Annotated in this window: 18 protein-coding genes; 11 read left to right on the forward strand and 7 right to left on the reverse strand. The window is 64.8% G+C overall.

What is annotated here, in order from left to right:
- Window positions 1-39: 39 nt before the first annotated feature.
- The 4 genes from aroE to mpl form a co-directional block, all read right to left on the reverse strand.
- On the reverse strand, window positions 40-903 hold the full coding sequence (gene aroE / locus LFL96_RS16845; RefSeq protein ID WP_280996342.1) for a shikimate dehydrogenase: 864 nt from the start codon (window positions 901-903) through the stop codon (window positions 40-42).
- Entirely contained in the window at window positions 900-3,059 is a 2,160-nt protein-coding gene (locus tag LFL96_RS16850; RefSeq protein ID WP_280996343.1) for an RNB domain-containing ribonuclease, read from the reverse strand. The genes aroE and LFL96_RS16850 overlap by 4 nt, the downstream gene beginning before the upstream one ends.
- Window positions 3,060-3,281: 222 nt before the next feature.
- Window positions 3,282-3,884: a YqiA/YcfP family alpha/beta fold hydrolase gene (locus LFL96_RS16855; RefSeq protein ID WP_280996344.1), complete on the reverse strand. Its 603-nt coding sequence runs from the start codon at window positions 3,882-3,884 to the stop codon at window positions 3,282-3,284.
- Complete coding sequence (gene mpl / locus LFL96_RS16860; RefSeq protein ID WP_280996345.1) at window positions 3,881-5,275, reverse strand: UDP-N-acetylmuramate:L-alanyl-gamma-D-glutamyl-meso-diaminopimelate ligase; 1,395 nt, start codon at window positions 5,273-5,275, stop codon at window positions 3,881-3,883. Before mpl ends, LFL96_RS16855 begins: the two co-directional genes overlap by 4 nt.
- Before the next feature lie 195 nt (window positions 5,276-5,470).
- Here mpl and LFL96_RS16865 point away from each other — a divergent pair, with 195 nt between their 5' ends.
- The 10 genes from LFL96_RS16865 to LFL96_RS16910 all read left to right on the forward strand — a co-directional run bounded on the left by LFL96_RS16865 (window position 5,471) and on the right by LFL96_RS16910 (window position 13,825).
- A complete protein-coding gene (locus tag LFL96_RS16865; RefSeq protein ID WP_280996346.1) occupies window positions 5,471-6,124 on the forward strand; it encodes a UDP-N-acetylmuramate--alanine ligase in 654 nt (217 codons plus the stop codon).
- 10 nt (window positions 6,125-6,134) lie between these two features.
- On the forward strand, window positions 6,135-6,683 hold the full coding sequence (locus LFL96_RS16870; protein ID WP_280996347.1) for a TlpA disulfide reductase family protein: 549 nt from the start codon (window positions 6,135-6,137) through the stop codon (window positions 6,681-6,683).
- Window positions 6,684-6,877: 194 nt separating this feature from the next.
- Window positions 6,878-7,333 carry a type II 3-dehydroquinate dehydratase gene (gene aroQ, locus LFL96_RS16875; RefSeq protein WP_280996348.1) on the forward strand — a complete coding sequence of 152 codons (456 nt, stop codon included), beginning with the start codon at window positions 6,878-6,880 and terminating at the stop codon, window positions 7,331-7,333.
- A 69-nt stretch (window positions 7,334-7,402) separates the two neighbouring features.
- The gene (accB, locus tag LFL96_RS16880; protein WP_280996349.1) at window positions 7,403-7,870 is read left to right on the forward strand and encodes an acetyl-CoA carboxylase biotin carboxyl carrier protein; all 468 of its coding nucleotides are present in this window, start codon (window positions 7,403-7,405) and stop codon (window positions 7,868-7,870) included.
- 130 nt (window positions 7,871-8,000) lie between these two features.
- On the forward strand, window positions 8,001-9,368 hold the full coding sequence (gene accC / locus LFL96_RS16885; protein ID WP_280996350.1) for an acetyl-CoA carboxylase biotin carboxylase subunit: 1,368 nt from the start codon (window positions 8,001-8,003) through the stop codon (window positions 9,366-9,368).
- A gap of 3 nt (window positions 9,369-9,371) precedes the next feature.
- Entirely contained in the window at window positions 9,372-10,274 is a 903-nt protein-coding gene (prmA, locus tag LFL96_RS16890; protein ID WP_280996351.1) for a 50S ribosomal protein L11 methyltransferase, read from the forward strand.
- 48 nt (window positions 10,275-10,322) lie between these two features.
- Complete coding sequence (locus LFL96_RS16895) at window positions 10,323-11,696, forward strand: zinc-ribbon and DUF3426 domain-containing protein (RefSeq protein WP_280996352.1); 1,374 nt, start codon at window positions 10,323-10,325, stop codon at window positions 11,694-11,696.
- A 94-nt stretch (window positions 11,697-11,790) separates the two neighbouring features.
- On the forward strand, window positions 11,791-12,291 hold the full coding sequence (gene tpx / locus LFL96_RS16900) for a thiol peroxidase (RefSeq protein WP_280996353.1): 501 nt from the start codon (window positions 11,791-11,793) through the stop codon (window positions 12,289-12,291).
- A 93-nt stretch (window positions 12,292-12,384) separates the two neighbouring features.
- Window positions 12,385-13,323, forward strand: a complete 939-nt coding sequence (locus tag LFL96_RS16905; RefSeq protein ID WP_280996354.1) for a carbohydrate kinase family protein — start codon at window positions 12,385-12,387, stop codon at window positions 13,321-13,323.
- 25 nt (window positions 13,324-13,348) lie between these two features.
- The gene (locus LFL96_RS16910) at window positions 13,349-13,825 is read left to right on the forward strand and encodes a glycine zipper 2TM domain-containing protein (RefSeq protein WP_280996355.1); all 477 of its coding nucleotides are present in this window, start codon (window positions 13,349-13,351) and stop codon (window positions 13,823-13,825) included.
- Window positions 13,826-14,166: 341 nt separating this feature from the next.
- Here the strand turns inward: LFL96_RS16910 and LFL96_RS16915 are convergent, their stop codons facing one another.
- From LFL96_RS16915 to LFL96_RS16925, 3 genes are all read right to left on the reverse strand, one after another.
- Window positions 14,167-14,832 carry a histone H1-like repetitive region-containing protein gene (locus tag LFL96_RS16915; protein ID WP_280996356.1) on the reverse strand — a complete coding sequence of 222 codons (666 nt, stop codon included), beginning with the start codon at window positions 14,830-14,832 and terminating at the stop codon, window positions 14,167-14,169.
- Window positions 14,833-14,862: 30 nt separating this feature from the next.
- Entirely contained in the window at window positions 14,863-15,189 is a 327-nt protein-coding gene (locus tag LFL96_RS16920; protein ID WP_280996357.1) for a hypothetical protein, read from the reverse strand.
- A gap of 86 nt (window positions 15,190-15,275) precedes the next feature.
- A complete protein-coding gene (locus tag LFL96_RS16925; protein WP_280996358.1) occupies window positions 15,276-16,511 on the reverse strand; it encodes a ribonucleotide-diphosphate reductase subunit beta in 1,236 nt (411 codons plus the stop codon).
- Between the two features lie 599 nt (window positions 16,512-17,110).
- Here LFL96_RS16925 and LFL96_RS16930 point away from each other — a divergent pair.
- The gene (locus LFL96_RS16930) at window positions 17,111-17,386 is read left to right on the forward strand and encodes a hypothetical protein (protein WP_280996359.1); all 276 of its coding nucleotides are present in this window, start codon (window positions 17,111-17,113) and stop codon (window positions 17,384-17,386) included.
- Window positions 17,387-17,393 lie beyond the last annotated feature (7 nt).

Below are 17,393 nucleotides of genomic sequence, written 5' to 3' on the forward strand. Positions count from 1 at the left end.
CCCGTCCTCGAATCCGTGAACCGCCCCACGCGTCGCGCTTCAGGCAACCGGCGGCGCCGTCAACAACGCCCGCAACTCCGCCAGCACCGGCGCGCCGTCCGGCCGCACACCACGCCACACGTAAAACGCCTCGGCGGCCTGCTCGACCAGCATCCCCAACCCATCCGCGCCGCGCGCGCCCAACTTGCGCGCGTGCTCCATGAACACCGTGGGCTGCGCGCCGTACATCATGTCGTAGGCCAACGTGCCGTCGCCGAACGCACTGTCGTCGCACTCCGGCAGCGACGCGTCGAGACTCCCCGCCGTCGCGTTGACGATCACGTCGTACCTGCCCGCTTCGATCGCCCCCGCGCTGCCGCCGTTCAACCGGCACGCGGCATCGCGCGCGGCCTGCGCGAACTGGTCGATCAGCGCCTGCGCCTTCGCCGCTGTGCGGTTGACGATCGTCAACGTATGCGGCGCGCGATCCAGCATCGGCAACACCACGCCGCGCGCGGCGCCGCCCGCGCCCAACAGCAGAATGCGCGCGCCCTTCAGCGACACGCCCAGATTCACCTCGATGTCGCGCACCAGACCAAAGCCGTCGGTGTTGTCGCCATACACGCCGTTCGCGTCGAATCGCAAGGTGTTCACCGCGCCCGCCGCCGCCGCGCGCGGCGATAACGTGCCGGCGAAAGCGTGGGCTTCCAGCTTGAACGGCACCGTCACGTTCAGGCCGCGTCCGCCCGATTCGGCGAACGCCCGCACGTGCGGCACGAATTCGTCCACCGGCGCGAGCAGGTGACCATACTCGACCGGCTCGCCCGTCTGTGCGGCAAACCGTCCATGGATGAACGGCGATTTGCTGTGACCGACCGGATTGCCGATCACCGCATAACGGTCGCGTGCAGCCGTCGTGCTCATCGTCCCGGCTCCGCGACATGGCGGTTTGCGTCGGCATCGGTTGAAGCATCCGTCGAAGCGCCGGTCGCGGCATCGACATCCGCGGCCGCGCTTTCCGCGCCACCTGCGTCGCCATCCGCTTGCGCTTGTGTACCGTCGAGCGCCGCTTCGGCTTGCGCCTCGGCTTCGGATTCGGCGCCGTCGTCCGCCGCGTCGATCAACTCTTCCTCGCTCTCGTCGGCTTCTTCCGCTTCGCCGCCGCTCGTCACGGCCGGCGCGTCGAGCACATGCAGCAGACGCACGGAAGCTTCGACGGTCAGTTCGTCGATCGACATCACTTCCATCTGCAAACGCGTACCGCGCGCATGCACGCCGAGCCCCGGCACATGCAGCAGCAACGGGATCTCTTCAAGACGCACCAGGTCGCCCTTCACCACCGACGCCACCACCTGCTTGCGGTTCTCCTGCTTCAGCCAGCGCAAACACCAGAAGTACTCCATGCGACGCTGATGATCGGCGTACGCGGTGTAGGTGTCGTCGAAGCCTTGCACGACGGCGAACAGATCGGCGTCCTTCGGCTTGAACGGCGCGGCCAGCTTCGCCGTCACGCCATGCTGAACGCACGCGATCAATTGCCACTGATTCACCAGGTCGACGTAGCGGCGCAGCGGCGACGTGCTCCACGCGTATTGCGTGACGCCGAGGCCTTCGTGCGGCGCGGCATTGGTCTGCATGCGGGTGCGCTTCGGACCGGTCGGCGCGCCGAACGCGCGCTGCGTGCGGTAGATGCCGGGCACGCCGTGGTCGTGCAGGAACGCGCCCCACGACGAATTGGCGAGAATCGCCAGCTCGGCGACGATCGTGTCGAGCGGCGAGCCGCGACGGCGCGGCGTAATCGTGATGTGCTCGCCGTCGACGTAGAAATTGAAGTCGGTATTGCGCTGCACTTCGCGGCGCAGACCATAACCAGCGCGCGCGGTCTGGCGCTTTTCGAACAGCGCCTGCGCGAACGGCCATAGCACCGCGATGTCGTCCTTGTGCGCGTAGTCGCCCGTGCCCGCGGCGAGCGCTTCTTCGGTGACCAGCTCGTCGAGCGTGTTGTGGCGCAGGTTGTTCTTCACGAACACGCGCTCGGCGCGCGTTTCGCTCGCGACGATTTCCTGCGTCTCGCGATTGACGATCACATACAGCGACAGCGCCGGACGCAGGCCGCCCTCGGCCAGCGTGAACGCTTCGACGACGCTGTCGGGCAGCATCGTGATCTTGTCGCCCGGCATGTAGACGGTGGACAAACGCGCACGCGCGATCGCATCGACCTCGTCGCCGCGCTGAATGCCAAGCGCCGGCGCGGCGATATGCACGCCGATCCGCACGCGGCCGTCGGCCAGATGCTCGACGGAGAACGCGTCGTCGATTTCCGTGGTGGTGATGTCGTCGATCGAGAAAGCCTGCACGTTCGCTTCCGGCAGATCCTCGGGCAGCACGCCCGGCGTGACCGGCGGGAAGCCCGTGCCGTGCGGGAAAAACTCCGACAGGAATTTCGCCTCGTGCAGCGCGCGCGCCGACGGAATCGCGCCGTTGTCGAGCATCAGCCGCGCCTGCGAAATGCCGCGCGCGGCGGCCGCCGCTTCGAGCGCCTTGTATTCGATCGTGTTCTTGTCCGGCCTGGTGAGCAGCCCGAGCGCCTTCGCGCCGGTGAAGCCTTCCGGCAGACGGCCGGCCTTCAGCTCGTCCTCGTAGCCCGCCTGCACCAGCGCCTGCTGACGCTTGCGCTCCAGACCGGCCAGCGCCATCTTCAACTGCTCTTGCGGCGCGCGCTGATACATGCCGCGCCCCTTGCGGCGGAAATACACCGGCGCGCCATGCATGCGCAGCACCAGCGCGGCCCGTTCGATCGCGCCGAAGCCCTCGCCGAAATACTCCGCGCCCAGCGTGGCGAACGGAAATTCGTCCTCAGGCGCGCATTCCCACAGGAAATCCAGATCGATGTCCTGCGCCGCGGCGTCGGCCTGCTGCATCAGTTCGGCGGCGCTCGGCTTTTCGAATTCGATCAGGACGTCCTTGGCGCGCACCTTCGCGCGCCGGCCGCCCGGCAATTCCACCTGAAAAGCGTCGCCCTGGCGCGACAGCACGCTGCCCGCCTTGAAACTGCCCGATTCCTCGAAGAAAACGTTCACTCAATACTCTCGTTCTGACTTGCATCTGCCGGCGCGCCCGATCCGGTTCGGCGATCGGTCACTGCGTGCGCGGCACGACAACGTGTTCGTGGTAGTGGATCCGTGGCGCGATACCGGCGCGCTCGCGGATTGAATCTGGGGTAAAGCCTGTGCATCCATTTCGTGCGGCGCGACCGCCGGATCGCCTGGATCGAGTGGATCGCCGCCGCACGCGCCTCGCCGTCAGGCCGCTTCGCGCGGCGCGGGAGGCTCGACGTCGTCGGCGTCGCAAAACGCCAGCACGTCGTCGACGTATTGCGCGAACTCGCTGATCGCGTGATCGCTTCCTTCGATCAGCGTAGTGCGTGCGCCCGGATAGTGCGCGAGCATTTCGCGGTAGTCGAGCACCTCGTCGCCGGTCGCGGCAAACAGATAATAGCGTTCGGGGCGCGTGATCGACGCGACGCCCAGCGCGCGCAGCTCGTCCAGATGATGCGGCTCGACGACGATGCTGCCGCCGCCGTGCCACAACGGCTGCTCGCCGAGATAGGCGCTGAGATCGCGCTGCGGCACCACCGCCGGGTTCAGCAGCAACGCCGGCCAGCCGTGCTTTTCGGCGAGATGGGTGGCGAAATAGCCGCCGAGCGAACTGCCGATCAGCGTCACGCGCTGCGCGCCGGCCTGCTCCACCAGCGATTCGGCGAGCGCCACCGCCTCGAACGGCGACACCGGCAACAGCGGACAGCACCATTCGTCCGCACGGCCCAGCTCGACCATGCGCGCCGCCAGCAGGCGCGCCTTGAACGAATTGGGCGACGAGCGGAACCCGTGCAGATAGAGAATCACGCAGCGCCTCGCGCGGAAAGGGCGTCGAGCAGCTTTTGATGCACGCCCCCGAAGCCGCCGTTGCTCATCACCAGAATCTGGTCTCCGGGGCGCGCCGCGTGCACCACCGCTTTGACCAGCGCGTCCAGATTGTCGAATGCCTGCGCCTTGCCGCCGAGCGGCGCGAGCGCTTCGCCGAGATTCCAGCCGAGCGCGTCGCGGCCGGCCGGCGCGCCGTAGCCGAATACGAGGTCGGCGTCGGCAAGGCTGGCCGGCAGTTGCGCCTTCATCACGCCCAGCTTCATCGTGTTCGAGCGCGGTTCGAGCACCGCCAGAATGCGCGTATTGTCGCGGCCGACGCGCGCGCGCAGGCCGGCCACGGTCGTGTCGATCGCCGTGGGATGGTGCGCGAAGTCGTCGTAGACGGTCACGCCGTCGACGCTGCCGCGCACTTCCATGCGCCGCTTCACGTTACGGAAGCTGGCGAGCGACTTCGCTGCCTGCGCCGGCGGCACGCCGACATGGCGCGCGGCGGCGATCGCGGCCAGCGCGTTCATGCGGTTGTGCTCGCCCTGCACCTGCCATTCCACCACGCCGACGCGCTCGCCGCCGTGATACACGGCAAAGCGCTCGTCGACGGGCACGCCATCTTCCGCCGCACGCGTTTCCCAGCCGCCCTGCACGCCGAAACGCTCCGCTTCGCTCCAGCAACCGCGCGTCAGCACACGCTCCAGCGCGTCTTCGCGGCCGTTCGTCACGACGCGGCCGATGCCGGGCACGGTGCGGATCAGATGGTGGAACTGCGTTTCGATCGCAGCGAGATCCGGGAAGATGTCGGCATGATCGAACTCAAGATTGTTCAGGACGGCCGTCTTGGGACGGTAGTGAACGAACTTCGACCGCTTGTCGAAGAACGCCGTGTCGTATTCGTCCGCCTCGATCACGAAGAAGCTCGAATCGGTCAGCCGCGCCGACACGCCGAAATTGAGCGGCACGCCACCGATCAGGAAACCGGGATTGAGGCCGGCGTCTTCCAGCAGCCAGGTCAGCATGGAGCTGGTGGTGGTCTTGCCGTGCGTGCCGGCCACCGCCAGCACCCATTTGCCGTTCAGCACGTGCTCGCCGAGCCACTGCGGACCGGATACATACGGCAGGCCGCGGTCGAGAATCGCCTCCATCAGCGGATTGCCGCGCGAGACCACGTTGCCGATCACGAACAGATCGGCGTTCAGTCCGTTCAACTGGTCCGCGTCGTAACCTTCGGTCAAACCGATACCCTGAGCCTCGAGCTGGGTGCTCATCGGCGGATAGACGCCGGCGTCGCAGCCCGTCACGGTGTGCCCCGCGCCGCGCGCGAGCACCGCGAGACCGCCCATGAACGTGCCGCAGATACCGAGGATGTGGATGTGCATAAGCCTGTCGTGCCGCGCGGGCGTTTTTGCGAGGGATGGGAGTGCGCAGCAGCGGCCGGAACGACCGTCTGCGAAGGACGCTATTGTAACCGACGGCTCTCCATCGCCCTACGCGGCCCTGGCCGTTCGGCCAGCGTGGCGGCTTGCGGCCGGGCGGCGGAAAGTCGCGTCATCAATCTCTAGTATGATTGCCGGATGGTTCGCAAATCACATTTCGATCCCCAGCGCGTGCGCGAGGAAATCGCCATCGCGGCTGCCCGGATGATCGCCGAAGACGGTCTCGACTACGCCACGGCCAAGCGCAAAGCGGCCCGGCAAGTGGTCGGGGAAAGCCGTGTTGCCGGCGAATGGCTGCCGGATAACGACCAGATCGAGGAAGAAATCCGTGAATATCAGTCGCTCTTTCAGGGCGACAGCCAGCCGGCGCTGCTGCGGCGGCTGCGTCGCGTCGCGGTCGACTGGATGGAGCGGCTCGCGCCGTTCAATCCGTACCTGACTGGCGCGGTGCTCGGCGGTACGGCCGGCGAGCACTCGGACATTCATCTGCAAGCCTTCTGCGACAACCCGAAGGAAGTCGCGATCTACTTCCTGAACGCCGACATCCAGTATGACGTCTCCGAAACGCGGCACTTCGCCGGGCGCGGCTACGTCGAGACGCTGAGCTTCCTGTGGCGCCCGCCCGAAGAGGGGCGCGACGCGGAATCGATCGGCGTTCACGTCGCGCTGTACGAAACCGACGACCTGCGCGGCGCGGTGCGCGCCGACGCGCGCGGCCGCACCGCCCGGGCGAATCTGCAGGCGGTTCAGGCGCTGCTCGATAACAGCGAAGCCACCCCTTCTACTAATTAGACTCACGACCATGAATACGAGACGGATTCTGGCAGGCGCGCTCGTCGCGATCGTCGCCGCTTGCGGCGGTGTGCTGGCCAATCACTGGTTCAACGGCGACGCCGAAGTCGCCCACGCGGCGCAAGCCGCCGCCGCGCCGAGCGCGGTTCAGCAGTTGTGGACCGCCCCGGTCACGAGTGTCGACGGCAAGCCGCAATCGCTAAGTTTGCTTAAAGGGCACCCAATCGTCGTCAACTTCTGGGCGTCGTGGTGCGGCCCCTGCGTCGAGGAAATGCCGGCCTTGTCGCAACTTCAGCGTGAATACGCGAAGAAAGGAATCCAGTTCGTCGGACTTGGCGTCGATTCAGAGAAAAACGTGCAGGCGTTCCTGCAGAAGGTGAAGGTCGCGTACCCGATCTATATCACCGGTTTCGGCGGCGCCGACCTGGCGCGGGCCTTCGGCAACAACGCGGGCGGCCTGCCGTTCACCGTCGTGATCGACGCCAAGGGCAACGTCCGCTCGACAAAATTAGGCCAGATCGACCCGGCAGCGCTGAAACAGACCCTCGACGCGCTTTAAATCTCACATTCTTTTGACGTTCGATTACCGGCGAAACGCGCGAAATTGCGCGCAAATCGCATAGGTTTGGGAGAAGTTGACCGTCCCGCAAGAGCGCCGCGCGCCGCCGGAATCGATCCGTACATCCGGGAAACTAGACAAGTTTCTCTAATCAGCGCTAAAGTGCGCCCAATTCCACGGAAAAAGAAGCGACCATGACGCGACTGCTGGTACTGCACGGACCTAACCTCAACCTTCTCGGCACCCGGGAACCCGAGGTTTACGGTCGCGTGACCTTGCCGCAGATCGATCAGGCGCTGGCGGACCGCGCAGCGGATGCCGGCGTCGAACTCGCGTCGTTCCAGAGCAACCATGAAGGCGCGCTGGTCGATCGCATCCAATCCGCCCGGACCGAGAAAACCGATTTCGTACTGATCAATCCCGCCGCGTACACGCACACCAGCGTGGCCATTCGGGACGCACTGGCGGGGGTCGGCATCCCGTTCGTCGAGATTCATCTGTCGAACGTGCATCGTCGCGAACCGTTCCGGCATCACTCGTATTTTTCCGACCAGGCGGAGGGCGTCATCTGCGGCCTCGGCTGGAAGGGTTATCTGTACGCGCTCGAATTCGCGCTCGACCGGCTTGCGGCCGGCTCGTCGCGCGGCTGATTCCAAACACGTCTAATTTGAGCCGGCCGCACGCGCGCCGGCACTTTACGCATTGAAAGGGGCTTCCTGATGGATCTACGTAAACTGAAAACTCTGATCGACCTGGTCTCGGAGTCGGGTATCTCCGAACTCGAAGTGACCGAGGGCGAAGGCAAGGTGCGCATCGTCAAGAACGCGCCGCCGGTTTACGTGCAACCGTCCGCCTCGTACGCGCCGCAATACGCGCAGCCGGCTCCGGCTGCGGGCGGCGAAGCGCCGGCCGCTGCTGCCGCGCCGGCCACGCCGGCTGCCGCCGCGCCGCAAGGCCACGTGGTGACGTCGCCGATGGTCGGCACGTTCTACCGCGCACCGTCGCCGGGCGCCGACCCGTTCGTCCAGGTGGGCGACACGGTCAAGGAAGGCCAGACAATCTGCATCATCGAAGCGATGAAGCTGCTCAACGAAATCGAGTCGGACAAGTCCGGCGTGGTGAAGGAAATCCTCGTCGAAAACGGTCAGGCGGTCGAGTACGGCCAGCCGCTGTTCGTGGTCGGCTAACGCGGCACGCTTCGCGCTTCATTTCGCGCCTGCCGCCCGCGCGCCCGCCTTGCCGGGGCGCGCGACCGATCCTCAGAGGCAGCCCGCGCCGGCTCCGGCCGGGCGCCCATTGATGAGTCGAAAACCCGCTATGTTTGAAAAAATCCTCATTGCCAATCGTGGCGAGATCGCGCTCCGTATCCAGCGCGCGTGCCGCGAACTCGGCGTCAAGACGGTCGTCGTCTATTCGGAAGCCGACAAGGAAGCCAAGTATGTGAAGCTCGCCGACGAGGCGGTCTGCATCGGCCCGGCGCCTTCGAACCTGAGCTACCTGAACATGCCGGCGCTGATCAGCGCGGCCGAAGTCACCGACGCCGAAGCGATCCACCCCGGCTACGGCTTCCTGTCGGAGAACGCCGACTTCGCCGAACGCGTCGAGCAATCCGGCTTCACCTTCATCGGCCCGCGCCCGGAAACGATCCGGATGATGGGCGACAAGGTCACGGCCAAGCAGACCATGATCAAGACCGGCGTGCCGTGCGTGCCGGGTTCGGAAGGCGCGTTGCCGGACGATCCGAAAGAGATCGTGAAAATTGCCCGCCAGGTCGGCTATCCGGTCATCATCAAGGCCGCCGGCGGCGGCGGTGGCCGCGGCATGCGCGTGGTCCACACCGAAGCGGCGCTGGTCAACGCGGTCAACATGACGCGCGAGGAAGCCGGCCGCGCGTTCGGCAATCCGCAGGTCTACATGGAGAAATTCCTGGAGAACCCGCGGCATATCGAAATTCAGGTGCTGTCCGACTCGTTCAAGAACGCGGTCTGGCTCGGCGAGCGCGACTGCTCGATGCAGCGCCGTCACCAGAAGGTGATCGAGGAAGCGCCGGCGCCGGGTATCGCGCGCCGCCTGATCGACCGGATCGGCGACCGTTGCGCGGATGCGTGCAAGAAGATGGGCTATCTCGGCGCGGGCACGTTCGAGTTCCTGTATGAAAACGGCGAGTTCTACTTCATCGAAATGAACACGCGCGTGCAGGTCGAGCACCCGGTGACCGAGTTGATCACGGGCGTCGACATCGTTCAGGAACAGATCCGTATCGCGGCCGGCGAAAAGCTCGCGTTCCGTCAGCGCGACATCGTGTTCAAGGGTCATGCGATCGAATGCCGGATCAACGCGGAAGATCCGTTCAAGTTCACGCCGTCGCCGGGACGTTTGACGTCGTGGCACATGCCGGGCGGCCCCGGCATCCGCGTCGATTCGCACGCCTACAACGGCTATTTCGTCCCGCCGAACTACGATTCGATGATCGGCAAGCTGATCGCTTACGGCGCGACGCGCGAACAGGCGATCAAGCGGATGCGCATCGCGCTGTCGGAAATGGTGGTGGAAGGCATTTCGACCAACATCCCGCTGCATCGCGATCTGATGCTGGACGCGAAGTTCGTCGAGGGCGGCACCAGCATTCACTACCTCGAAAACCGGTTGGCGGCGAAGCAGCAAGCCGCGCCGGAAGAAGCGTAAGTCATGAGCTACCGGGAACTGATCGCCGAGCTGGCACGCGAGCACGCGGAAGAATTCTCCGACGCGTTGCTCGAGTTGGGCGCGTTGTCCGTGTCGGTCGAAGATGCGGACGCCGACACGCCCGACGAGCAGCCGCTGTTCGGCGAACCCGGTCTCACGCCGGATCGCACCGCCTGGCAGCGCTCGCGGGTGATCGCGCTGCTCGCGCCGGAACACGAGCCGGCGGTGCTGTTGACGGCCGCGGCCAATGAAATCGGCCTCGCGAACGCGCCGTCGTTCAGCGTGCGCGAGGTCGAGGAGCAGGATTGGGTGCGGCTCACGCAGTCGCAGTTCGATCCGATCAAGATCGGCGAGCGCATCTGGGTCGTGCCGTCGTGGCACGACGCACCGGACCCCGAGGCGCTCGTGCTCGAACTGGACCCGGGCCTCGCGTTCGGCACCGGCAGCCATCCCACCACGCGTCTGTGCATGGAATGGCTCGAGCAATCGGTGCAGGCCGGCCAGTCGGTGCTCGACTACGGTTGCGGCTCCGGCATTCTCGCGATCCTCGCGAAGAAATGCGGCGCGAATCCCGTGTTCGGTATCGACATCGACCCGCAGGCGGTCGAGTCCGCGCGTCACAACAGCGAGCGCAATCGCGCGGAGGTCACGTACGGTCTGCCGGACGCATGCCCGAGCGGCGAGTTCGATATCGTGGTCGCCAACATCCTGAGCAATCCGCTCAAGCTGATGGCGTCGATGCTCGCGTCGAAGGTCAAACCGGGCGGACGGATCGCGCTGTCCGGCATTCTCGCGCGCCAGGCCGACGAAGTCGCGCAGGTCTACGCGCGCTGGATCGACATCGGCATATGGCGTGAACACGAAGGTTGGGTATGTCTGTCGGGAACGCGCCGCGAAAGCCATTAGAATAAGGCGTATTGTCCAACCAACGGCCTTCCGGCTTATCGGCTCAATATGCTCCTGGCGACGCGTTGCCCCTTCTGCGAAACCGTCTTCCGCCTGCAACCGGCGCAGCTCGCGCTGCGCCGCGGTCTCGTGCGTTGCGGTCATTGCCATGAAGTATTCGACGCATCGAGCAGCCTGTTCGACGTCACCGAGGGTGGCGACTTTTCCACCGCGAAACCGGTCGAAGCCGCCGCCGCGATCGAAGCCCTTTCCGGCGTGCGCGCCAAAAGCCCCGACTTCAGCGCCGAAGCCTGGGACCCGTGGGCGCCGGCGCCGGACGCCGCGATCGACGACCGTCTGCTGCACAACGCCGACAATGTTCCGCTCGCGCCGGCCGCCGCTCATGCCGGCGTAGCGGTCACGCCGCATCACGCGAGCGAAGCCGGATCGGCGGCGGCCACAACCGGCACGCCGCTCTCCGACGAACATCCACACGATCAAGATCACGAAAACGAATCGGCACTCGCCGATGCACCGCTCGAACCGTTCGCGTACCGCAGCGAGCCGGCGGCGGAAGAAGCGCCGCGTGTCTGGCACAAGACCGAACGCTCGGCCGATCCTTCGTTCGACGAACCGGTTCTGCCCGAGTCGGCCAGCCTGCACGGCATGCCCGACAATGAGCCGCGCTTCGGCGCAACGGCTTTTGGCGCCGAAGCAGAACTCGGCGCGGCGGCCGGCGCGCAAGCCTATGCAACCGAGGACGCCACGACATCGCGCCACAGCTACAGCGCCAGCGCCGGTGCCAACGCGACGAGCGCGCACGCAACCGCCGACGCCGACGACCCCACCGCCTTCTCCCCCGCATCCGTTGCCTCCAGCGGCGAGCCCTTCTCCGTTCAGCCGGTCAACGACGGCGTCGATCCTTTCCCGGTGGTACGCGAAACCCGTCCGGCGGAACCGCGCCGGCTCGGCTGGCTCATCGGCGGCGTGGTGGTGGCGGTGCTGCTGGTGCTCGCGCTGCTCGCGCAACTCGCCTGGTGGCAACGCGAAACCGTGCTGGTGTACTTCCCCAGCACGCAGACGCTCTACGCCAAAGCCTGCGCCAAACTCGGCTGCATCGTCACGCCGCCGCACGACATCGACGGCTTGCAGGTCGAGCCGTCCGATCTGCGGCAGATCGACGGTCCGCACAAGCTCGAACTGAAGATGCCGCTGCGCAACCGCTTCAACGTCGCGCTCGCCTATCCCGCCATCGAACTCACGCTGCTCGACGATCAGAACAACGTCGCCGTGCGCCGCGTGCTGTGGCCGCAAGACTACGTACCACCCGGCACCGCGATCGCGGCCGGCCTGCCGGCCCGCACCACGCAGACGATGATCGTCCATCTCGATACCGGCAACGCGGTGGCCTCCAATTTCCGCGTACAGATTTTCTATCCTTAACGCGCTCTCGCGGCCGATCGCGCATCCTCGCGCGACCGGCCACGGCCGGGCGCATTTCCCGTCATCACTGACGAATTTTCCGGAGCACTGAAACATGAGCCAAGTCACGCTAGGCGGCAACCCGATCGACGTAGCCGGCACGTTCCCGACGGTGGGTCAAAGCGCCCCCGCCTTCTCGCTGGTCGGCAAGGATCTGAAGACGCTGTCGCTCGCCGATTTCGCCGGCAAGCGCAAAGTGCTGAACATCGTCCCGAGCCTCGACACGCCGACCTGCGCGACGTCGACCCGCAAGTTCAACGAAGCCGCGGCCAAGCTGACCAACACGGCGGTGATCGTCGTGTCGGGCGACCTGCCGTTCGCCGCGTCGCGCTTCTGCACGACCGAAGGCATCGAAAACGTCGTCACGGCATCCACGTTCCGCGGCCACGAGTTCGCGCAAGCGTACGGCGTCGACGTGACGAGCGGTCCGCTGACCGGCCTGACGGCGCGCGCCGTGGTGGTCGTCGACGAGAACGACAAGGTCGTGCACGCCGAACTGGTCGGTGAGATCAAGGACGAACCGAACTACGACGCAGCCCTCGCCGCGCTGAAGTAACACCTTCGCGCATGAACCCCGGCGCCGCGCTTCATGCGCGGCGCTGTCGTATCGTCGTGCGCTTTCTTCATTGTTTTTACGGGAACACTCGCCTTGGCTACGCTCATTTGCGGCTCGCTCGCCTACGACAACATCATGACCTTCGAAGGCCGCTTCCGGGAGCACATCCTGCCGGAGCAGGTCCATATCCTGAACGTCAGCTTCCTCGTGCCGACCATGCGCCGCGAGTTCGGTGGCTGCGCGGGCAACATGGCCTACTCGCTGCATCTGCTTGGCGGCGACGCGCGCATCATGGGCACGCTCGGCTCGGTCGACGCGCAGTTGTACATGGATCGCTTCAAGCAGCTCGGTCTGTCGACGGAAAACGTGCTGGTGGTGCCGGACACGCACTCGGCCCAGGCGATGATCACCACCGACCTCGAGAACAACCAGATCGCCGCGTTCCATCCGGGCGCGATGATGCAGTCGCATCTGAATCGCGCGGACGAGGCGAAGGACATCACGCTCGCGATCGTCGGGCCGGACGGCTTCGACGGCATGGTCCAGCATTCCGAGCACCTGGCGGCGGCCGGCGTGCCGTTCATCTTCGACGTCGGCCAAGGTCTGCCGCTCTTCGACGGCGCGACGCTGCGGCGCATGATTGAACTTGCCACTTACGTAGCTGTCAACGATTACGAAGCCAAACTGGTGAGCAACAAAACGGGCTGGTCGATCGAAGAGATCGCCGGCAAGGTCGACGCACTGATCGTCACGCTCGGCGAACACGGCTCGCAAATTCATCACGCGGACGGCATCGAAGAGATTCCGCCGGTCAAGGCGAAGCAGGTGCTCGATCCCACCGGTTGCGGCGACGCGTTTCGCGGCGGCCTGCTGTACGGCATCGAGAACAAGCTCGGCTGGGCGACCACCGGCCGTCTCGCGAGCCTGATGGGCGCGCTGAAGATCGAGTGCCAGGGTCCGCAAAACTATGCGCCCACGCGGGCGGAGATCAACGAACGGTTCAAGCAGGCGTTTGGATATGACCTGCCGTAATGCCGGGAGCTATTGGAGTTAGGCAATGAGAACAATGAGTCGCATGGTGGTGGCCGCCTTGATCGCGGGTTCACTGGCCATGTCGGGGTGCGCGTATAACAGCAGTTCCGCCGACGTCTACACGGCGTCGCAGGCACAACGTGAAGAGACGGTCCGCATGGGCACCGTCGACAGCGTGCGCGCGGTGAAGATCAGCTCGAACAACGGCCAGCCGAGCGGCATCGGCGCGATCGGCGGCGGCGCCCTGGGCGCGGTGGCCGGTAGTGCGCTCGGCGGTGGTCGCGGCTCGATCGTCACGGGCATCATCGGCGGCCTGGCGGGTGCGGTGGCCGGCAATGCCGTCGAGAACGGCGTCGCGGTCCACGACGGTCTCGAGATCACCGTGCGACTCGACAACGGCGACCTGCGCGCCATCACGCAAAGCGCGACCGGCGAAATCTTCCGCGCCGGCGACCGCGTGCGCTTGCTCTCGAGCGGTGGCGTCACGCGCGTCACGCACTAAAGTTTTCCCCTCTCGCGCGGCCTGGCCGCGGCGACCTCACACGCATGCCCTCCCCTGTGCATGCGTTTTTTTTCGCCTGCGCCTGGGTCGGTGTTGGTGTCGTCGAGCTCGAGTTTAAGTTTGAGTCCAGCAACACGCGCCGCTATACGAACAGCGCGAACGGAACGGCTCGATAAACGCCAGGAAGCGCTAAAGCGCCAGGCGAAAAAAATCCCGTCGCCGTGGAGAAACCGGCAACGGGATCCTGACCGCGTAGCGCTCGCCCAACCAACCGCAAGCGCTACCCGATCATCGGACACATCAGGCGATGTGTCGAAGTACTGCCAACGCTCGGCGAGCGCTTACGGACGGCTGCCCGTCGGGAACGGCCATGCCGCTGCCGGGTTCAGCGCGGTCTTCACCGTCGCTGCCGGCGCTGCGCTCGTCACAGCCGTTGCTGCGGGTGCCGGCGCTGCCTTCTTGGCGACAGCCTTCTTCGCAGGTGCAGCCTTCTTCGCGGGAGCGGCAGCCTTCTTCGCAGGTGCGGCCTTCTTCGCAGCAGGCGCAGCCTTCTTGGCAGCAGGCGCGGCCTTCTTCGCGGCAGCCTTCTTCGCAGGCGCAGCCTTTTTAGCAGCAGCCTTTTTCGCAGGCGCAGCCTTCTTCGCAGCAGCCTTCTTAGCCGGTGCAGCCTTCTTCGCTGCGGCCTTCTTCGCCGGTGCTGCCTTCTTCGCTGCAACCTTCTTCACTGCGGCTTTCTTTGCCGGTGCTGCTTTCTTCGCCGGCGCTGCCTTCTTCGCTGCAACCTTCTTCACTGCGACTTTCTTTGCAGCGACTTTCTTCGCCGGTGCAGCTTTCTTCGCTGCAACCTTCTTCGCCGGCGCTGCCTTCTTCGCTGCAACCTTCTTCACCGCGACCTTCTTCGCAGCGACTTTCTTCGCCGGAGCGGCCTTCTTGGCCGGTGCTGCCTTCTTCGCTACGGCCTTCTTCGCTGCGGGTTTCTTAGCTGCCGCTTTCTTGATCGTTGCCATCATTTTCTCCTTCAGGTTTTCAGATGAGAGTCAGTTCAAACTACACCCTTCGTCAAAACCCGCTTCCCGCGGACGCTTCTCAGGGCGCGCGCTACGAAGCGGGCTATTCATCGGCGTACGCAGGTGCCGCGCGCTTACGCTAATGAATGCGGTAAGGCGCGCCGTGCCAAAAGGCACCGCGCGCCAGATCTGTTCGGCGTCGAATCCCGACGCCGGCAATTGCTTGATCGAGCCGCCGGCGACAACGCCAACGGCTTTTTCCGGGGGGAAGTTTGCCCATCCCACTGAAGGGTTCGCAAAGTGCCAGTCATGTTTGTGGGCCGCGAAGGCACGCGGCGCACCGGGCAAGCTTTGCATCAGGCGGTTTTGCTCCTAACCAAAATTGCCGCGGCGAAGGCCTGCGGCATCCCCATCGATGAATGCATCTGCGGTACGAACCCGGATCACTCCCAGGTCAGCGCGCCGCCAGTCTGATATTCGATCACTCGCGTCTCGAAGAAGTTGCGTTCCTTCTTCAGGTCGATCATCTCGCTCATCCACGGGAACGGGTTTTCCTCGTTCGGGTACAGCGGATCGAGACCGATCTGCTGGCAACGGCGGTTGCAGATGAAGCGCAGATAGCTCTTGAACATCGAAGCATTGAGGCCGAGCACCCCGCGCGGCATCGTGTCTTCGGCGTAGCGATATTCGAGTTCGACCGCTTGCTGGAAGATCTCGCGGATTTCCGCGCGGAACTCGGCCGTCCAGAGTTGCGGGTTTTCGAGCTTGATCTGGTTGATCAGGTCGATGCCGAAATTGCAGTGCATCGACTCGTCGCGCAGGATGTATTGGTACTGTTCCGCCGCGCCGGTCATCTTGTTCTGACGGCCCAGCGCCAGGATCTGCGTGAAGCCGACGTAGAAGAACAGGCCTTCCATCACGCAGGCGAACACGATCAGCGAGCGCAGCAGCGTCTGGTCCGTCTCGAGCGTGCCGGTCTGGAAAGCCGGATCGGTCAGCACGTTGATGTACGGAATCAGGAATTCGTCTTTCGCGCGGATCGAGGTGACCTCGTGATACGCGTTGAAGATTTCGCCTTCGTCGAGGCCCAGCGATTCGACGATGTACTGGTAAGCGTGCGTGTGGATCGCCTCTTCGAACGCCTGGCGCAGCAGGAACTGGCGGCATTCGGGCGCCGTGATGTGGCGGTAGGTGCCCAGCACGATGTTGTTGGCGGCGAGCGAGTCGGCCGTCACGAAGAAACCGAGGTTGCGCTTCACGATGCGGCGCTCGTCTTCGGTCAGACCGTTCGGGTCTTTCCACAGAGCGATGTCGCGCGACATGTTCACTTCCTGCGGCATCCAGTGGTTGGCGCAGCCTGCCAGGTATTTTTCCCAGGCCCACTTGTACTTGAACGGCACCAACTGATTGACGTCGGTCTGGCCGTTGATGATGCGCTTGTCGGCGACGTTGACTCGCGCTTCCGAAACGGCGGCCGTGCCATTCGCGGCAGCGGCGCCGTGAGTCACGGGAGCGACTGCGATGTCGTTCGCGAACACGTCTTGAGCCGAGGGAGCATGAGGAGCGGAACGCATTCCGACTTGCGAACCGACAGCCGATCCCGCAGCGCTGCGCAACACATCTTGTTGCGCGCCGCTCGAGGGAGGTACGGCAGTGATCTCGTCATCCCAGTTAAGCATAAATGTCACCATCAATTTAGAACGGTTTGTACCATCTTTTCACGAGCGATAAAAGAGTTCGCTGATGAAAAATCCTGTTTTCGATTCGCGTTGCTACGTTCATACAACACTTTGTTCGACGGACTGTGTGAGTGGTCTCACATGAAGCGAGTTGAACGTGTGTCGTCGAGGTGCTTCGCGAGCTCGAAGCGCAACGTCTTCACGAGACGTTTCGCTGCTCTATCTATCTGTATTGCGGAGCGCGCTCGCGGCAACCTGCGTTTGCTTTGCGCCGTCGCGGTGTTCGCTGCGTTGCGCTTCGCGTTGCTCCCGGCGGTGCTCTTCACCGTGCTCATCGCGAAGGTCCCGCGATGATTCGCGTGGCCTTGCGCGCGTCCCGCTTTCGCCTCTGCGTGTTGCCTTCACTTGCCCTGTTCGTCAGTGCCGACGCGGTGAAGTTCAATGCGGTGTCGAACGAAGCATCGGCCGGCTGCGTTGCTCGGCCTCTCGATCGAAGCGTTTGCTCTGGCGCGCTGTGCCGCGCGCTACGTCGGGTGTTGCCGACTGCTGACTGCTGATCTACTACCGGGGCGCCGTCGCACTGGCTGCTCACCGCGCACGTGCAAGTCACCTGCGAGGTATTCGCGAGCCGTGCCGTCGTCGTGTCGTACACCTGCTTCGACTCGCTGCCCGCACGTCGCGAGGTTCAACCACTCGCCCTGCTTCGCTACCCGCCGACGAGCGGCGCGGTTCTGTTTCACATCGCCGCACCACCCGTCTACTTCTCTACTGCTTCGACTTCTGCTTCGACTTCATTTGCCGCGCTGCTCACCCGCATGCGGGTCTTCACCTACGACCCATCAGCAAGCAGCGCTCCTGCCATCAACTTCGCGTGAATCGCGA

The organism is Paraburkholderia sp. D15 (genome assembly GCF_029910215.1).
In the GTDB taxonomy this organism is placed as follows: domain Bacteria; phylum Pseudomonadota; class Gammaproteobacteria; order Burkholderiales; family Burkholderiaceae; genus Paraburkholderia.

Excerpts from the sequence above, each read along its gene's own strand:
- LFL96_RS16910 (WP_280996355.1), top strand. The coding sequence starts at position 13,349 with ATGAGAACAATGAGTCGCATGGTGGTGGCCGCCTTGATCGCGGGTTCA.
- mpl (WP_280996345.1), bottom strand. The coding sequence starts at position 5,275 with ATGCACATCCACATCCTCGGTATCTGCGGCACGTTCATGGGCGGTCTC.
- LFL96_RS16925 (WP_280996358.1), bottom strand. The coding sequence starts at position 16,511 with ATGCTTAACTGGGATGACGAGATCACTGCCGTACCTCCCTCGAGCGGC.
- LFL96_RS16920 (WP_280996357.1), bottom strand. The coding sequence starts at position 15,189 with ATGCAAAGCTTGCCCGGTGCGCCGCGTGCCTTCGCGGCCCACAAACAT.
- LFL96_RS16865 (WP_280996346.1), top strand. The coding sequence starts at position 5,471 with ATGGTTCGCAAATCACATTTCGATCCCCAGCGCGTGCGCGAGGAAATC.
- accB (WP_280996349.1), top strand. The coding sequence starts at position 7,403 with ATGGATCTACGTAAACTGAAAACTCTGATCGACCTGGTCTCGGAGTCG.
- LFL96_RS16870 (WP_280996347.1), top strand. The coding sequence starts at position 6,135 with ATGAATACGAGACGGATTCTGGCAGGCGCGCTCGTCGCGATCGTCGCC.
- accC (WP_280996350.1), top strand. The coding sequence starts at position 8,001 with ATGTTTGAAAAAATCCTCATTGCCAATCGTGGCGAGATCGCGCTCCGT.
- aroE (WP_280996342.1), bottom strand. The coding sequence starts at position 903 with ATGAGCACGACGGCTGCACGCGACCGTTATGCGGTGATCGGCAATCCG.
- aroQ (WP_280996348.1), top strand. The coding sequence starts at position 6,878 with ATGACGCGACTGCTGGTACTGCACGGACCTAACCTCAACCTTCTCGGC.
- prmA (WP_280996351.1), top strand. The coding sequence starts at position 9,372 with ATGAGCTACCGGGAACTGATCGCCGAGCTGGCACGCGAGCACGCGGAA.
- LFL96_RS16915 (WP_280996356.1), bottom strand. The coding sequence starts at position 14,832 with ATGGCAACGATCAAGAAAGCGGCAGCTAAGAAACCCGCAGCGAAGAAG.
- tpx (WP_280996353.1), top strand. The coding sequence starts at position 11,791 with ATGAGCCAAGTCACGCTAGGCGGCAACCCGATCGACGTAGCCGGCACG.
- LFL96_RS16895 (WP_280996352.1), top strand. The coding sequence starts at position 10,323 with ATGCTCCTGGCGACGCGTTGCCCCTTCTGCGAAACCGTCTTCCGCCTG.